The sequence below is a fragment of the Caldifarcimen microaerophilum genome (genome assembly GCF_055387105.1).
Map to the genome: position 1 here is coordinate 101666 of NZ_AP038914.1, position 16489 is coordinate 118154.

General features: G+C 60.0%; 15 protein-coding genes. 9 read left to right on the forward strand and 6 right to left on the reverse strand.

The window, feature by feature from the left end:
* Positions 1–67 precede the first annotated feature (67 nt).
* Genes AC6HU3_RS00500 through AC6HU3_RS00540 form a run of 9 tightly spaced genes read left to right on the forward strand, consistent with a single transcriptional unit; the run spans position 68 to position 10103 of the window.
* Positions 68–3367 carry a hypothetical protein gene (locus tag AC6HU3_RS00500; RefSeq protein WP_497473852.1) on the forward strand — a complete coding sequence of 1100 codons (3300 nt, stop codon included), beginning with the start codon at positions 68–70 and terminating at the stop codon, positions 3365–3367.
* Positions 3368–3371: 4 nt separating this feature from the next.
* Complete coding sequence (locus AC6HU3_RS00505; protein WP_497473853.1) at positions 3372–3674, forward strand: UPF0758 domain-containing protein; 303 nt, start codon at positions 3372–3374, stop codon at positions 3672–3674.
* A gap of 22 nt (positions 3675–3696) precedes the next feature.
* Complete coding sequence (locus AC6HU3_RS00510; protein ID WP_497473854.1) at positions 3697–6930, forward strand: N-6 DNA methylase; 3234 nt, start codon at positions 3697–3699, stop codon at positions 6928–6930.
* A 50-nt stretch (positions 6931–6980) separates the two neighbouring features.
* Positions 6981–7361: a nucleotidyltransferase domain-containing protein gene (locus tag AC6HU3_RS00515; RefSeq protein ID WP_497473855.1), complete on the forward strand. Its 381-nt coding sequence runs from the start codon at positions 6981–6983 to the stop codon at positions 7359–7361.
* Positions 7358–7546, forward strand: a complete 189-nt coding sequence (locus tag AC6HU3_RS00520; protein ID WP_497473856.1) for a hypothetical protein — start codon at positions 7358–7360, stop codon at positions 7544–7546. Before AC6HU3_RS00515 ends, AC6HU3_RS00520 begins: the two co-directional genes overlap by 4 nt.
* 6 nt (positions 7547–7552) lie before the next feature.
* The gene (locus AC6HU3_RS00525) at positions 7553–7876 is read left to right on the forward strand and encodes a nucleotidyltransferase domain-containing protein (protein WP_497473857.1); all 324 of its coding nucleotides are present in this window, start codon (positions 7553–7555) and stop codon (positions 7874–7876) included.
* Complete coding sequence (locus AC6HU3_RS00530; RefSeq protein WP_497473858.1) at positions 7873–8280, forward strand: HEPN domain-containing protein; 408 nt, start codon at positions 7873–7875, stop codon at positions 8278–8280. Before AC6HU3_RS00525 ends, AC6HU3_RS00530 begins: the two co-directional genes overlap by 4 nt.
* Complete coding sequence (gene dnaB, locus AC6HU3_RS00535) at positions 8273–9697, forward strand: replicative DNA helicase (protein WP_497473859.1); 1425 nt, start codon at positions 8273–8275, stop codon at positions 9695–9697. Before AC6HU3_RS00530 ends, dnaB begins: the two co-directional genes overlap by 8 nt.
* Positions 9669–10103, forward strand: a complete 435-nt coding sequence (locus AC6HU3_RS00540; protein ID WP_497473860.1) for an acyl-CoA thioesterase — start codon at positions 9669–9671, stop codon at positions 10101–10103. Before dnaB ends, AC6HU3_RS00540 begins: the two co-directional genes overlap by 29 nt.
* On the opposite strand, the gene AC6HU3_RS00545 is transcribed toward AC6HU3_RS00540, so the two are convergent.
* The 6 genes from AC6HU3_RS00545 to AC6HU3_RS00570 are packed head-to-tail and all read right to left on the reverse strand — an operon-like array spanning position 10083 to position 16357.
* Entirely contained in the window at positions 10083–11747 is a 1665-nt protein-coding gene (locus tag AC6HU3_RS00545; RefSeq protein ID WP_497473861.1) for an ABC-ATPase domain-containing protein, read from the reverse strand. The genes AC6HU3_RS00540 and AC6HU3_RS00545 overlap by 21 nt on opposite strands.
* Positions 11713–12702, reverse strand: coding sequence for an acyl-CoA thioesterase (locus tag AC6HU3_RS00550; protein ID WP_497473862.1), 990 nt, complete (start codon positions 12700–12702; stop codon positions 11713–11715). The genes AC6HU3_RS00545 and AC6HU3_RS00550 overlap by 35 nt, the downstream gene beginning before the upstream one ends.
* The gene (locus tag AC6HU3_RS00555; RefSeq protein ID WP_497473863.1) at positions 12687–13451 is read right to left on the reverse strand and encodes an HAD family hydrolase; all 765 of its coding nucleotides are present in this window, start codon (positions 13449–13451) and stop codon (positions 12687–12689) included. Before AC6HU3_RS00555 ends, AC6HU3_RS00550 begins: the two co-directional genes overlap by 16 nt.
* A 1-nt stretch (position 13452) precedes the next feature.
* A complete protein-coding gene (locus tag AC6HU3_RS00560; protein ID WP_497473864.1) occupies positions 13453–14619 on the reverse strand; it encodes a uroporphyrinogen decarboxylase/cobalamine-independent methonine synthase family protein in 1167 nt (388 codons plus the stop codon).
* On the reverse strand, positions 14616–15515 hold the full coding sequence (locus tag AC6HU3_RS00565; protein ID WP_497473865.1) for a hypothetical protein: 900 nt from the start codon (positions 15513–15515) through the stop codon (positions 14616–14618). The genes AC6HU3_RS00560 and AC6HU3_RS00565 overlap by 4 nt, the downstream gene beginning before the upstream one ends.
* A complete protein-coding gene (locus tag AC6HU3_RS00570; protein ID WP_497473866.1) occupies positions 15464–16357 on the reverse strand; it encodes a hypothetical protein in 894 nt (297 codons plus the stop codon). Before AC6HU3_RS00570 ends, AC6HU3_RS00565 begins: the two co-directional genes overlap by 52 nt.
* Positions 16358–16489: the final 132 nt, after the last annotated feature.

A 16489-nucleotide genomic window follows, 5' to 3' on the forward strand; every position in this document is an offset into this window, starting at 1 on the left:
AACGGTGTACGTTGAAGGTTCTGTGCAGGCGGGGTACAATTAGCCCGGACCGAAAAAGGAGGATGTCGTGCTGCGCTTCATGGGATTTCTTTTTGTCCTTGCCCTTCCCGTATGGGCCCAGTATACCCCGGTCCAGATCCGGGACATCCAGTTCACCACCAACCCCACGGGTGACTCTCCCCTCAACGGTCAGCGGGCGACCTTCACCGGGATCGTCACCGCCCCCCCTTCCACCTGGCAGTTCTCCATTTCGGGCTTTTTCGTTCAGGACACCACGGGACCCTGGTCCGGCATCTACGTGTACACCGGGAACTTTTCCGGAACCCTTCCCCAGCTGGACGAGGGGGACAGCGTTCAGATCTGGGGGACGGTCTCCGAATACAACGGCATGACCGAGATTTCCCCGCTCGATTCCGTGAAGGTGATCAAAAAACGTGTACGGATGGTCCCGGCGCAGACGGTGGGCGCCCGGCATCTGTGCACAGGCTGTGACTCCTCCGAAGCCTATGAGGCTGTGCTGGTTCAGGTGGAAAACGCGGTGGTGGTGAACAACAACCTGGGCTTCGGGGAGTGGATGATTTCCGACGGTGGCCCTGCCGACACCGTCCGGGTGGACGACGCGTCGGGCTATGTGTACAGCCCGGCAAACGGCGACACCCTGACCACAGTGCGAGGGGTCCTGTATTTTGCCTTTGATGCCAGCAAGATCGAGCCCCGGGGAGACGGCGATCTTTTCTTCCAGGATGCTGCAGGAAGCGGTCTCTGGTGGATGGAACCTGCCCTTGGCTTTGCGGGAGACACCGCAACCTTCCGGATCGTCCTGGTGGGCACCATCCCGGACACCCTCCACGGCTTCCGGGTGTTCTTCCCCGCTGGAGGAAACCTCCTGTCGGCCACACCGGGAGGCGCCTTCGCCGGTGCCGTGGTGAACGTGTCTGCCACGTTCCTGGACGTCTCCTCCTTCACCCTTCTCAAGGGAGACACGGGGTTTGTGGACGTTCAGTGGGCGGTTCCCGCCGAAGGGACCTATACCCTCACCGCCCAGACGGCGGAAAGCGCCACCTTCAGGGGACTGCCTTCTCTTGGCTTTGAAAGCGTTTCCCTTTCGGGATATCTCGCCGGTGCCGGAACCGCCTGGATCACGCCAGATGAGGCCTCCGCGGGAACGCCGGTGGATCTTGAACTCGCCTATGCGCTGGACCTTCCGGTGGTCCCTCCTCAGGGGGTGGCGCAGGTTCAGGTGGAACTTGTGGGAGAGCACGTCTGGAACGGCAACGTCCAGACCGGTGGTGCCTTTGCTTCGGCCACACCCACCGTGACCACGACGGATTCATCGGTGATCGTGGATCTTTCCGGGCTCAGCGTGATGCCCGGGGACACGGGGCGACTCCTCCTTCTGGGCTACACCCCTCAGGGTCTGCCCGGAACCCGGTGGATCCACGTCCGGACCGGTCTGGATTCCCTTGCGCCCCTTGCCGGAAGCCCTCTTGCTTTCGTGATTCGTCCCGACACCACCGGCATCCTTCCCCTCTCCGTGTTCCACGACCCCAATCTGGAGCCCCAGCTTCGCGGTCTTTCGGTGCGGGTTCAGGGAACGGTGAGCGCGGTGTTCAGCGACAAGGTGTTCCTTCAGGACGCCACGGGTGGGATTGTGCTCTATCGTCCCGAGGGCGTCTTTCAGGTGGGCGATTCGGTGGAGGTGCAGGGGGTGTATGATCCCTATTACGACCTGGCCGAACTCACCCCGGCGTCTCTGGTCCAGGTCCTGGCCACCGGTCGGCCGGTGGTTCCGGAAACGCTGGACTTTGCCTCCATCGGGGAGGCGGTGGAAGGCAAACTCGTGTATGTGGCGAATGTCCACGTGGTGGGAAGCCGGTTTTCCTTTGCGTCCGAAGGGGGACGGTATGACACCACCACCAACGCGGTGGTGGCCCAGGATCCCTCCGGACGACAGCGCTGGATCTATGCCGAATCCGGATCGGGTCTTGCCGGTGTGGTCCTTCCCCCCGACACCTTCCACCTCCTGGGCGTGATCCAGCAGGACAGCCGTTCAGGCGTGTATCAGTATGTGGTCTCTCCCCGGAGCGTGGAAGACATCCTCCCCACCGGCAAGGGCGCCGGGACCTTCACCCTGTCCTGGCCCTTCTTCACCGGGGATACACTGGATTCCGTGTGGCTTGTGATGGACGCCCCGGTGTCCGTTGGACAGGCGGTGGTCTCCTTCCCCAAGGACAGCCTGCACATCTCCGCAGTGGAATATGGCAAACCCCTTACGGTGGACACGGTGGCGGGACAGGTTCGCCTGAGTTTCTCCCCCGGGGTGGCCCGGGATTCGCTCCTTCTGCGGGGTGTGTTCCTGAACGCGGATCAGGTGACCCTGCAGGCGGCCACGAGCCCCGATCCCGCCTCCTCCCCTGCCCCTGTGCTTCGCTCGCCGGTGATGGTTCGAACCGACGCCATCGGAGAGATCCAGACGCCGGGGCCGGATGGGGACACCTCCCAGCGGGTGGGGGACACCGTGGTGGTGGGCGGTGTGGTGACCGCACCGTCCCGGGCCTTTTCTCCCGCAGGGCTCACCAGCTTCTATCTCCAGGATCGTACGGGGGGTGTGAACGTGTTTGCGGGCTTCACGCTTCCTGCGCTGGACACGGGGGAACTGGTGTTTCTCCGGGGCGTGGTGACAGAATATCAGGGGCTCACCGAGGTGGTGCTCGTGGACGACACGGCCCTTCACCGCCTGGGTCGCGGGACCCTGCCGGAACCGGTCCGGCTTGCCCGGGACGAAGGGATTGGAGAGAGCCTGGAAGGCATGCTGGTGCGGGTGGACTCCGGGGTGGTGGCGCAAAAGCCCTATCTTTCGGGGAGCGGATTCACGCTCAGGCTCTGGAACGGACGGTCGCTTGTGACGGTGTATGCTTATTCCACGACAGGACTGGATTCCCTCATGGCGTCCCTGGAGAAAGGGAACGTGGTGTCGGTGACGGGTGTGGTGGGGCAATATCAGACCACCTATCAGCTCCTTCCCCGTTTTCAGGGGGATGTGGTGGTCCATCAGGCACAGGAGGCCCCCCAGGCGACCCTGACGCTTTCGCCCAACGTGGTGCTCTTTTCCCGGGGGGAATGCCTGAACCTGTCGGTGTCCGGACCGGCTGCAGCGGAGTTCACGGTGGAGGTGTATGATCTCGCCGGGCGTCTGCGGGCCACGCCCCTTGCGCGGCACGTGGGAAGCTATGCCTTCTGCTGGGATGGTCGCGGGCGGGACGGCCGGAGACTCCGGGGAGGTCTGCACCTCGCCAAACTCATCGTGCGGTATCCGGACGGCCGGACCGAGGAGCAGCTCAAGCCCTTCGTGGTGGGGGTGAAGTGAACCCATGGCCAGAACGTGGCGGCATCCGGGGGGAAAGCTGCGGGAACTGGGGCCGGAGGCCCTTTCAGAAGTCGAACTCCTCGCGATCCTGATCTCCACCGGTGTGAAGGGCAAGTCCGCACTCGCCATTGCGCAGGAAGTTCTGGATCATTATGGTTCCCTATGGAATCTTGCACGCCGGCCCCTTGAGGAGCTTCTTCAGTTTAAGGGTCTTTCCGATGTGAAGATTATCCGTGTCGCCGCGGCCCTGGAGATTGCGCGCCGGCTGGCAATGGATTTGCCCCATGAGCCCCCGAAAAAGAAGTAAGCTTTCAGAAAAACCCGGGCGGATGCCTGATATCCACAAGCCCCAGCGTGATCGCATCGTTCGGGACTATCTCCAGGCCGTCCAGAACCTGCAGTCTGAGCCCGCACGTACCCAGCGATTCACCTTGCTCCTGAAAGATCTCTTTGGCCTGCAGCCGGGCTTTCTTGAAGACTATGTCGCCGGGGCCGAGCGATTCATCAAAATGCGTCAAAAAGATGCGGTGCTCCGGGGTCGGCCGGATGAACTTTTCGGCAATGTGATCATCGAGTTTGAGCGCGACCTCACCCGCCCCGAAAAGCTGCGAGAGGCAGAAGAACAACTGCGCAGATATGTGGCCCTGCTGTGGTCTCAGGAGCCCCCGGACGCCCGCACGCCTTATCTGGCCATCGCTTCGGACGGTGTGCACTTCCGGGTCTACACGCCGTTGCCCCATGCACCGGATCTGAACGAAATGCAGGCCGAGGACATTCGCCTGGAACTTCTTGACGAACTGGACGCAACCAGCCTGGAACATCCTGGAGATCTCTATTTCTGGCTGGATCGCTATCTCTGTCGACGGGAACTCCTCAGCCCCCGTACGGAAAACATCATTCGGGATTTTGGCCCCCGCAGCCAGGCATTCCAGGTCAGTGCCCACCGACTTCTGGATCTCTGGGAGCGTCTCAAGTCAACCTCTGAATTCGCGGTGATTTATGAAACCTGGGATAAATACCTCCGCATCGTCTATGGAAGTCCCTTGGCCGATGACGAACTGTTCATCCGCCATACCTATCTGGCCATGCTGGCCAAGCTTATGGCCTGGATGCGGCTGGTCGAAACCACAACAGCGTCGGAAACTGATCTGACCGCGGTTCTGGAGGGCCGCTTTTTTAAGGAACAGGGCATTGAGAACTTTCTTGAGGAGGATTTCTTTTCCTGGCCGGTTCGACCGCCTGTGCAGAAAGCCGCGCTGGAGATTGCTCGAAGCCTGCTCAGCCTGCTTCGCAATTATAACCTGCGAGAACTTTCAGAAGATGTGCTCAAATCCCTATATCAGGATCTGGTGGACCCCAAAACCCGTCATGACCTGGGCGAATTCTATACGCCCGACTGGCTCGCGTCCCGGATGGTGGAGCACGTGCTGGAGAATCATCCAGAGGCCCGTGTGCTGGACCCGGCCTGCGGATCGGGAACGTTCCTTTACCAGGCCATTCGGTCCAAACGGCGCCTTCTGGGCGACACCGCGGACACGCTGAAACACATCCAGGACGCGGTGGTCGGCATGGACATTCATCCTCTGGCTGTGATTGTGGCCAAGACGAACTATCTTCTGGCCCTGGGCGACCTTCTGCGCAAACGCCGCGGGAAAATAGTGATCCCCATCTATCTGGCCAATGCCCTGCGGTTGCCCGAACGCGAGATTCAGCCGACTCTGTGGAGACAGACCCCGAGCTTCCGCGTTGATCTCGGGGGCGTTCCTGTGTATTTGCCGGAAACCCTCATCAAAGACCCTGCCCTATATGACCTTGCTGTGGAAGCGACCCGGGAGTTTGCTGAAGAGTGGGCCGGGAAACATCCCACAGAGGAGACGTTCAACCATTTCCTGAAAGTGCGCCATCCGGAACTGGTGCAGGATCCTGCATGGACCCAGGCCCTTTTCCTGATTGCCGAGACCCTGAAACGGTTTCTGGAGGAAAAACGGGATACCATCTGGGCTTTTGTGCTCAAGAACGCCTATAAACCTCTTTTCCTTCAGCAACGCTTTGACGTGGTGGTGGGGAATCCTCCCTGGCTGGCCTATCGTTATGTGGAACAACCTGATTATCAAACCTTTCTCAAACACCAGATGACCCGGGTCTATCGCTTGCTCACCGGGCGCGGGGAACTGATCACCCAGATGGAACTGGGCACACTGTTTCTGGTGCGGGCTGCGGATCTTTATCTGAAAGAAGGCGGCACCATCGCCTTTGTGCTCCCCCGAAGTCTCTTCACCGCGGACCAGCATGATGGCTTGCGCCGTCAGGCCTTTTCCGGAGTATACCTGGACTATGAGGAACTCTGGGACCTGGAGCCGGTGGATCCCCTCTTCAACGTGCCGGCCTGCGTGCTGATGGCCCGGAAGGTTCCGGCCTCTCCGAACCGGAAGCCCACAACGGCCATCCCGGGACAGGTTTTTGCTGGTCGCCTGCCCCGCAAAAATGCGGATCTTCACGAGGCCGAAGCCGCGCTCCATGTGGAAACCGTAACCTTTTACCTTAACCGGCGAGGAAAACGTTCTTTTTGGGCTGCTACCCATAGCCATTCCAAAACCTCGGAAAGCCCTTATCGCGCGCGCTTCTTCCAGGGTGCGACCCTTGTCCCCCGTACCTTCTGGTTTGTGGAGATCGCTCCCTCGCCCATGGGCTTTGACCCGAATTTTCCGCCTGTGCGCACCGCACAGCGGGCCCGGTCCACGGCGAAGGATGCCTATCGGGATGTGATGCTCCAGGGGAATGTGGAAAGCCGCTTTTTCTATGCCACCCTGCTTTCCTCTGACCTGGTGCCCTTTGGCCATCTGGGCTTCCGCCTGGTGGTGCTCCCCATCGAACCTGAAGACGATCATTACCGTCTGGTGACCGCCGAGGAAGCCAAGGAGCGGGGCTTCTATGGCCTGGCCCGGTGGCTGGAACGGGTGCAGAAAGAATGGGAACAGCGCCGCGGGGCCAAGGCCAAAAGCATGAGTGTTGTTGAATGGCTGGATTACCGGCATAAATTGACGTCCCAAGACCCTCATGCACGGTACTGGGTGCTGTATCCTGATATAAACAGGATTATGTTCGCCGCGGTCATAGAATGGACATCCCAACTTAAAATAAGAAACGAAAGCCAAGAAATCTCGGTGAGATTTGTCTCCGATTACACGACTTATTTCTTTTCCGCAAATACAGAAGAGGAGGCCTTTTACCTCGGCTCTATACTCAATGCCCCTTGTTTGGATGAACGATTGCAACCCTTACGAAGGCGAAGTCAAAAAGGGCATCCCCATGTAGGGAAAAAGATTTTCGACGTGATTTCTATCCCCCAGTTTGACTCCCAGAACCCGGACCACCAGGCGCTGGCGGAACTGGGAAAGGCATGCACGGAGAAAGTGGCCGCGTGGCTGGCCCAGGGTGGGCCAGGCAAGACCCGAAGCATCGGTCGGATTCGGCGCATGATTCGGGATCTCCTGGCCCAGGAACTGGAGGAGATTGACCGCCGGGTCCGCAACATCCTGAAGATGCCCACTCCAGATGCCTGAAGGTCCCGGATCCCCAAATCCAGCACAGCGGTTCTGGAAAGGTCCGTTCGATGAAGAGACCGTATACTTTTCCCGGAACGAGCAACAAGGAATCCACCTGGGGTCATCTCATGGACGAGCGCATTCGAGCCCTGGCCCGGCGCGTGCGAATGCACCTGGAAGACCGGTTCGGGGAAGGGATCCGGGAGGTGATTCTCTACGGTTCCCACGCACGGGGAACCGCCACCGAAGACTCCGATGTGGACCTCCTGGTCGTGGTGGACGATACCCTGAAACCAGAGGAAGTGCGCAGCAGCGTGAGCGATTTTCTTTTTGATCTGCTTCTTGAGACAGGAGAGCTCGTTTCGGTGATCGTGCTCCCGGAAAGTTTCTTCAGGACGTATCGTTCTCCTTTTCTTCTCAATGTAAAGGAGGAAGGCATCCCCATATGAGAGAAATTACGGACCTGATCACAAAAGCAGAAAAGTTTATGAAAACAGCCGAAGCGGCTTTTTCACTGGGTGATGATGATTCCTGCGTATCACGGGCTTATGAAGCTCAAAAGACATTGAACGATGCGTATACGTTCATCGCTACGGTCCAGACCTATCTTGAAACGTTTCAGAAACAGGACTAACGTTCCATGAAAAAAACCATCTCACGCGCGAAGGAAATGATCATGGAGGAAGCCGAACGAATGGGATTTCGGGTTCGGCGTATTCTTCTTTTTGGCAGTCGCGCCCGTGGAGAAGCACGTGCGGACAGTGACTGGGATTTTTTCGTTGTGGTTGATCGTGACGCTCCTTTTCACGAACGCGAAGACCTGGCATCACGTATTGCCTGGCGACTTGCGCAGGTAAATATTTTTGCCGATGTTTTCGTTCAATCCGAAAACGCGGTTCGCACACACAAGAACGATCCGGGTCGTCTTGTTTACTATGTCCTGAAAGAAGGCAAACCCCTATGAACGAAAAGACCGTGAAAAAGTGGATACAAAAAGCCGACCACGACTTGAAGATAGGTAAGGACGAGATGTCCTTTCCCGATCCTGCAACCGATATGGTCTGTTTTCACATGCAACAATGTGCAGAAAAATATCTGAAGGCGTTCCTGATTTTTCACAACCAGGAGTATCCTCGAACGCACCGTCTGAGCATCCTGATCCACTTATGCTCAAAGATTGACCCCGAATTTGGCCAACTCATGTCATGGGAAGTCGATGCGTTAACGCGCTATGCCACCACCATTCGATACGGTGAAGACTTTTATACACCCAATCTGGAGGAAACGCAGAAAGCCATTGAACTGGCTGAACGGGTCAGGACGTTTGTCCGTGACAAACTCAGAAGTCAGGGATTCACCCATGAGTGACCGAACGGCCAAACCGCTGGAGGAGGTCCTCCGGGGCCACACGCCGCCTCACGACCTGGAGGCGGAACGGGAAGTCCTGGGGGCCATGCTCCTTTCCGAAAAGGCTCTGCACCTGGGCCTTGAACTCCTGCGCCCGGAAGACTTCTATGCCCCGGCCCACCAGAAGATTTTTCAGGTAATCTTTGACCTGTATCACGGGCGGAACAAAACCCCCGTGGACTATCTCATGGTCAAGGATGAACTGGAACGCCGGGGAGAGCTGGACGAGGTGGGAGGGCTCGCTTATCTCCAGGACCTGGTGACCAACGTTCTGTCTCCGGCGCTCCTTGAAAAACACGCCCAGATCGTCCGGGAAAAGGCCGTCTATCGGGAACTGATTGAGAAAGCCTGGCAGACTGCACAGGAAGCGCTGGAAGAAGCGGAACCCGCCGAAGAACTTCTCGAAAAGGTGGAACAGCGGTTCATGGAGATCCGGGGTCGCCAGATCGGGGAAGTGTTCAAAACCATCCGGGACCTCAAGGAAGAACTCACCACCCTCTTCACCCAGGAACTCCCCACCCAGGAAGGCACGACCGGTCTTCCCTCGGGCTTTCCGGATCTGGACCGCTACACGGCCGGCTTCCACAACGGCGACCTGATCATTGTGGCCTCCCGGCCCGGCATGGGAAAAACCAGTTTCGTCCTCTCCATCATGCGGTATCTCTCTGTGGAAAAGGAGATCCCCACCGCCATCTTCAGCCTGGAAATGCCTGCCGAGCAGCTCGCCATGCGCCTGCTGGCCATGGAAGCCCGGGTGAGCCTCCACAAACTCCGGAGGCTGGAAGTTCGGGATGTGGCGGCCCGGCTCACCGACGCCTTAGAGCGCCTGGTTCAGGCTCCCATCTATATTGACGATTCCTCCAGTCTCTCGGTGATGGATCTCCGGGCCCGGGCGCGCCGGGCCTACGACAAGGGCGCCAAAATCATCTTCGTGGACTACCTGCAGCTCCTCACCGCCGGGGATGCCCGCAGGCGGGAAGGCAACCGGGTGCAGGAAGTCTCCGAAATCTCCCGGTCCCTCAAGCTCCTGGCCAAAGACCTGAACCTCCCGGTGGTGGCCCTCTCCCAGCTCTCCCGCGCTGTGGAGCACCGGGAAGACAAACGCCCCCGCCTGGCGGATCTCCGGGAGTCCGGGGCCATTGAGCAGGACGCGGACCTGGTGCTTTTCCTGTATCGCCCGGAGGTCTATAGCCCGGATCCTGCCCTGGAAGGCAAAGCCGAAGTCATTATTGCCAAAAACCGGAACGGCCCCCTTGCCAGTGTGGATCTCACCTTCCTGAAGGAATACACCCTGTTCGCCCCCTCCACCGAAGCCGTGGGCCTTCCTTCGGACCTTCCGCCTCTGGACCATGACACCTTCGATGACATCGCCTTCTGAATCAAGACCCTTTGTCTATACCCGCCGGGTGGGTTATGTGGATACCGACCAGATGGGCGTGGTGCACCATTCGGTGTATGTGGTGTATTTTGAGGAGGCCCGTCTGGCCTATCTGCGGGAAGCCGGTCTGCCCTACCGGGAACTGGAAGAACGGGGTGTTCTCCTTCCGGTGGTGGAACTCCGGGTGCGCTATCGTCGTCCCGCCCGCCTGGAAGATCTCCTCGCCATCCACGTCCAGGTCGCCGACATCCACCGCCACGCCTTCACCCTCACCTACCGGATCTTCCGGGACAAGATTCTGCTTGTGGAGGGGTGGACGAAGCTTGCGGCCATGAACCGGGAGGGGCGCCTGATTCGCCTGCCGGAGGATCTTCTTGCCGTTCTGTCACCGGCACCGGACGGATAGCCCCCGAATCCGGGAAAGGGCCGCGGCAAAATCCTGAATCCGGAATTCCACCAGGTCGGGGGCACGATTCAGAAAGGTCATCCCCCGCTCCCGAAGTTCCCGCTGAAAGTTCCTGAGCAATTCGGGAAGCGGGGTCTGGCCGTCCACGTAATGCCGGAAGAAATACACGACTGCATGGGCCATGGCCTTGACCTGCCCGTCCTCCACGATCTGCTCCACCGCGTCCAGTTCCACCGTCTCCTCCCCCAGGTGCATCACCCGAAGGCCCCGGCTTTTCACATACACCTCCCGCCGTCCCCGGGAGAAATCCATTCCGGGAAGAAGTACGCGCTCCCGAACGGGCGGAAAATGCTCACCTCCCTCGGGTTGGCGAAGGGTGGGAAAGGCCTGCACCACCTTCCGGGCTTCTTCGGTGACGTGTTTGGGGCGAAAGGCCTCCATGGCGATCACGGTGTCCGCAACATCCAGATAGTCCCCGCTTCCCCCCATCACCAGAATCGTGGACACCCCCCGATCCCGATAAAGCTGGCGCACCCGGTCCACGAAGGGGATGATGGGTTCGGCGTGGCGGGCAATGAGCGCCTGCATCCGGGCATCCCGGATCATGAAGTTCGTGGCCGACGTGTCTTCATCCACCAGCAACACTTCCGCACCGGCTTCCAGGGCTTCCATGATGCATGCGGCCTGAGAGGTGGAACCGCTTGCGTTGGCCGTGGAGAAACAGGTGGTATCCAGTCCCAGAGGAAGATTCTGGATAAAGGGGGAGATGTCCACGCCCGTGATGCTCCGGCCATCCTCTGCCCGCACCTTCACCGCCGTTTGCCGGGTGACCACGAACTCTCGCCCGTCCCCGGGGATATGATTGTACACGCCTCGTTCCAGCGCCCGCAACAGGGTGGATTTGCCGTGAAATCCTCCCCCCACGATGAGGGTCACCCCTTCCGGAATCCCCATGCCCGTGATCGGTCCGTGATGGGGAAGGTCCACCGTGATCCGGAGATCCGGGGGACTCTCAAAAGGAATGGCGCCTTTCCGAAGAGGCCGGTCACTCACGCCGCTTTCACGGGGCAGAATGCTTCCGTCCGCCACAAAGGCCACCCGACCACGTTCCCGGAGGTGATCGCGCAGCCAGGAGGCATCTTCCGCCACATTCAGATGCTTCTCAAGGTCGTGCTGAGGAAGCCGTGCATAGCGCATCTGGTCAAGGATGGCCGGAATTCGCTCAAGGAAGATCCGCTCGGCTTCCCGTCCGAGAATCCTCCGGCCCCGGGCGGGAAGCTGGACAAAAAAGCGCAGCACCACCTCTCCATCCTTCACCTGACAGGCCGCCCGTTCCAGGATTTCCTGCCCCGGTGGATCAATCCGGATGGACCAATCCCGGCTCGCGAGGCGGTGAAAGGTTCGCACCAGAAAATCCCGAAGGGCCACGGTCCGAATGGGGTTTCCGTAGGTGTGAGGAGGAAGACCCATCACCTCACGAGGAAGAACAACCCGGACCCAGGAAGGAGGTGCGTAGGGGTCACTCTGGACACGTTCGACGGTGAGCGTGAAAAAGGGAAACCGGAAGGTTTTTCCCTGCAGATCTTTGTATGCGCCGTATCCCCGGCCGTCAATTCTCTGAAGTTCTTTCCTGAGACGCTCCATGTCCCTTCCTTCGGGCAAGACGGATGTTTCTGCGCTCCAGGGCTTCCTGCCAGAGTCTCTTTTCTTCCGGCGTTTGAGGGGTGAAATCCCCCTCAATGGGCGCCGGGCGGCGATCCGGCCCCAGATGGACGAAGGTGAGAAAGGCGGTGGCCACGTGACGGAGTTCCCGGACACGGAAATCTTCGGCCAGGATCTTCGCGCCGATTTCCATGCTTGTTCGGCCCACGTAATTCACGTGGAGGCGGAGATCCAGGGCGTTGCCCACCCGGGCGGGGGCATAAAAATCCACCGCATCCAGCGATGCCGTGACCACCGGTCCTCCGGCTGTGCGCAGGGCCAGAATGGCCGCGCTCTGATCAAGCTCCAGGAACAACCGCCCCGCAAACATTACATCCCCAAAGACCGTGTCGTCCGGCATAACGAGCTTCACGTGGTGAAGGGTTCGCCGGAGATTGGGAAGGAGGGTGACCTCCCGGGCCAGTTCGTGCCGGCGGGCAATTCGGGGTTTGCGGGCTTCCCTCCTTTGAAGGGCACGTTTCTGGATTTCCTCCTCATAGGGGTCCAGGGGTGTGACCCGGTTGGGGACCGGGCGGGGGCGTCCCTCTTCATCGATGGCGACAAAGGAAAGATAGGCCTGCGTGGCCAGTTTCCCCCGTTCCTCTCCAGGGTGGCGCACCTCCGAAAACACCGCCACCTCCATGCTGGAGTGCCCCACATATTCCACATACGCCCGGAACCGCAGCACATCGCCCACCTGCACCGGCTCCTCAAAATCCAGACTCTCAAGGGAGGCAAGGACCACCGAGCCTTCCGCCACCCGCGCCGCGGCCAGCATCCCCGCCTCCACAATCCAGTACATCATCCAGCCCCCATACAGGTTCCCCGCCGGATTGGCGAACCGGGGGAACACAAACCGGATCATCTCCGTGCGGGTGTCTCTCAGGGCGATCTCCATGCCACCCCCAGGGTTCGAAGGAGCAGGGCCGCTCCAGCCCGATCCGGTGAAGGCATCTCCCAGCGCGCGTAGTGGTGAAGATGAGGCAGGCCGTCGCGAGGCGCCGCGCTCCAGGGGATTTCCAGAAAAAGGGGAAGGTCCACCCCACCGTCGCCCATAAAAAGACACTGACGGGGAGAAAACCCGTACCACCTGAGCACCCGGAGCACCCCTTCCCGTTTGCTCACGTCTTCCGGCGCGATGTGAAGGGTCCCGTCCGGCTGGACAAAGATGTGAACACTCTCCCGGGGAAGATCCACCCCCTGAGGGACCACAAGCCGGGTGGGAAGGGGAAGTTCCAGGAGATCCCGGGGGTCCCGAACCTCATGGGTTCCGGGATAACCCCGGAAGTCCCTCCAGTCCCAATCTGGCGCGGTATAGACATAGTTTTCGTCATGGATCGTGGCCACAAAGGGGATCTTCCGGGCGAGAAATGCTTCCCAGAATCTGCGGGGAAGGGGATGGGTCTCGTCCACCCTTCCGTCGGGGTGAACGATGCGGGCCCCGTTTTCGGCCACGAAGGGGAGGTCCGCCCGGAGTTCCCGAACATAGGGCAGAGCGGTTCCCACCCTCCGGGCGGTGGCCACCAGGACGTGCCCCCCCATGAACCGGAAGGCGTGGACGGCATCCCGAACGGCGTCCGGGATCACCTTGTTCCGGGTGAGGAGGGTTCCGTCCAGATCCAGCACCAGAACCCGGAAGGGGGGCATCTCAGAGTCCCGCAGCCTGTTTCGCGAGTTCGATGCCCTCCACCATATTCCGGAGCTTGGCAAAGGCCACCTCCCAGGACCGGGTCCTGAGGCCACAATCCGGAGCCACATACACCCGTTCCGGCTCCCCGATCACATCCAGGGCGAACAGAATTCGATCCCGGACGAGTTCGGGAGGTTCGATGAAGTCCGAGTGGACGTCCAGTACCCCCAGCCCCACCACGAACCGGGTGTCCTTGAGAAGGTTCAGGGTGTCCACGTAGCCGGGGCGTTTTTCAGGAGACACGCCGGGTTCCCGGCTGTCCCGGTTGGCATATTCAAAGTGCATTTCGTGGATGACCCCTTCCAGATCCCGGATGTGAGGGAACAGAGTGGAATAATCCGAGAAGCAGATGTGCATGCCAAAAAACACCTGATCGGCCAGGTCTCCCACGCTCTCCCGGGTGACTTCCACAAAGATGGGAATTTCGTCCGGGTGGGTGGTGGCCGCCGGTTCGTCGATCTGGAGAAACCGGGCGCCGGCTTCGGCCAGGGCTTTCAGGTTGGGATACAGGATCTCCCGGGCCATGTCCATGAGGAACGCCCGCCGGGCATCTTTGCGAGCATGAAGTCCCGCTGCGGTTCCAAGGGGAACGTCCCGGAGATAGAATTCGTCAAAGGACCAGTCCACCAGGGTATAGACACCCGTGACCGGAATTTTCACCGGCCGGGTGGCGAAGGACGCGATGGTGCGGTATTCCTCAAGGTGATAGGGTTCGGGAAGGGAGGGGCGTTCCACCACCGCGGCTTTGCGATAATATTTGTTGTCAAAACTTTTCACGTGCCCCAGAAACCGGAACCCCCGGATCCGGCGAATGGGGTATTCGTACATCTCCACCCGGTGCTGCTCCCCGTCATACACGACATCCAGTCCCGCCTTCTCCAGAAGCCGCACGGCCATCCGGGAGGACCAGGCCACCAGGGCTTTTTTCTCTTCCGGAGAAAAACCTTCCCGCCGGGAAAGAACCTCCAGAAGGGCTTCACCATCCGGGAGGAGATCCAGGCGTTCCAGCCAGATCCGGGCTTCCTCCAGGTCACGATCCGAGAGGGGACGCCCTCGCAGGGCCTTGACCCGCCAGTTGGGCTTGGCCAGCGATCCAATTTCGTGGGCAAGAAGAGGCTTTTTCATGCGTAACGCTCCCTGAGTTCCTGAAGAAACCTCACTTTCCGGTCCGCCACCTCCCGCGGAAGGAAATGGAAGTCCGCCGAACCGGAAAACCCCAGGAAAGCGGGGTTCATGGAGAGGGCGATCTCCACCACCTCCTGAACCACCTCCGGGGTTTCCATGAGGGAATTGGTGGTGTCCACCACCCCCAGCACCAGCCCCATGCCTTCGGGAAGGCGAAAGGCCCGGAGATCCGTGTGGGTGAGGTCCACGCCCACCCCGTCCACGGGAAATCCTGCGAGCGCATCCGCCAGGGGTACGGCGGAGCCAAAATAAAGATGAAGCACAAAGGTCAGGCCTTCTCCCTGTTTCCGGAGATGTTCAAACACGGTACGCTGGAGATGAAGGGCATCGGGATCTCCGGTGTAGGGGGCAAACCCCTCCATCCAGGTGATGTGCCGGATCCCCCGATTTTGGAGCCCTTCCAGCACCCTGCCGAGAAGGGCTCCCGCACGATCCAGGTTGAGATTGCTCATGCGGGAAAGGGTCAGGGGGCTCGGGAGGATGGCGTGGTTGCCAAAACGGAAATACCGGTCCAGCCAGGCATCCGGAACCTCATCGGGCAGTTGGTCCGGAAAGTGCAGTTTCCGGAAGAAGGTGTTGGTTTCAAAATACCGGGTGAGGGCGCCGATCCGGGCTCCCCCGAGCTCGCCAAAGGGCCGGACCAGATCCTGCCACGCGAGAAGACCGTCGCTCACCCATCCCGAGGTTTTCTGCAGGGCCTTGAGGGCTTCACCATCCTCCTGGAACGCCCGTTCCAGGGTGGGGGTGTCGATCCGCCCGCGGTCGTGATCCCGGGTGGCCTGAATCAGGGATTCGCTTCGGGGATAGAGTCCCGTGAGACAGACGAAGGTGTCCATCCAATCACCTCCTGAATCCGGTGCAAGGTATAGGCCGCAAGGGCCAGGTTGTTGTACATCACGTGCTCCATGTTGATCCCCACATAGGGGGCGTAGGGTTTTAGCTCCTCCACGAGACGTTCAATGGCCTCCAGACTGATCCGCTCCATGGTATCGGGGTGTTTTTCGAGCGTTTCCAGGAGGGGTGGAGGAATCACCACCCCCAGCCAGTGAAGAAACTCGAGATCTTTGGGTCTGGAGATGGGTGCCACGCTCACGTAGATGCGGGCGGGTGGGAGACCCTCGTGTTCGGCAAGCTCAAGATAGGCTTCCAGGACCGGAACGAAATGGCTTAAATCGTACACGATTTGCGAGAGAAAGCCCTTCATCCCGGCGCGGGTTTTTCGGAGGAGACGCTGAGGTTCACCCCTCCGGTGGAAGATGGTGATCCCGAAGGCTTCCGCACCCCGGGGGAGGAGACGCATGGCTTCAATGGGGGACGGTCCGGGATAGGAAATGGTGCGAGATTCGCCCCCCACCAGGACAAGGTGGGGAAAGTGACGGGCGGTGGCCGTGGCCCATCGCTGGAATTCATCGGGGGGGAGGAGAACGGTCACCTTGTTGATGAGGAACCGGACGTCGGGGAGGAAGCCCCGGAGGATCAGGGCAAAATCCACGTTGTCCACCTTTTCCCGGAACGGCACCACCCGGGGTCCCCGGGTTTTCTCCTCCACAATTTCCGGCAGACTGATGGTGCGGACCCCGGCCATGCGGGCCACACTGGCGATCTCAAAGGCTTTCCGGCGGATGCGGGTCTCATCCCAGTCCGCCGGGGGTGGAATCACGGTCAAAATCCGGTGCACAACCCTCCCCCTTTTTCACATCTTCTGCGGGTGTGAAGGATACAAATCCGGAGAGAACCTGTCAAGTTGACCGTCAACCCGGATTGGGTTATAATTGAACAACTGAAGCAGGAGGTCAGCAGGATGCGGGAT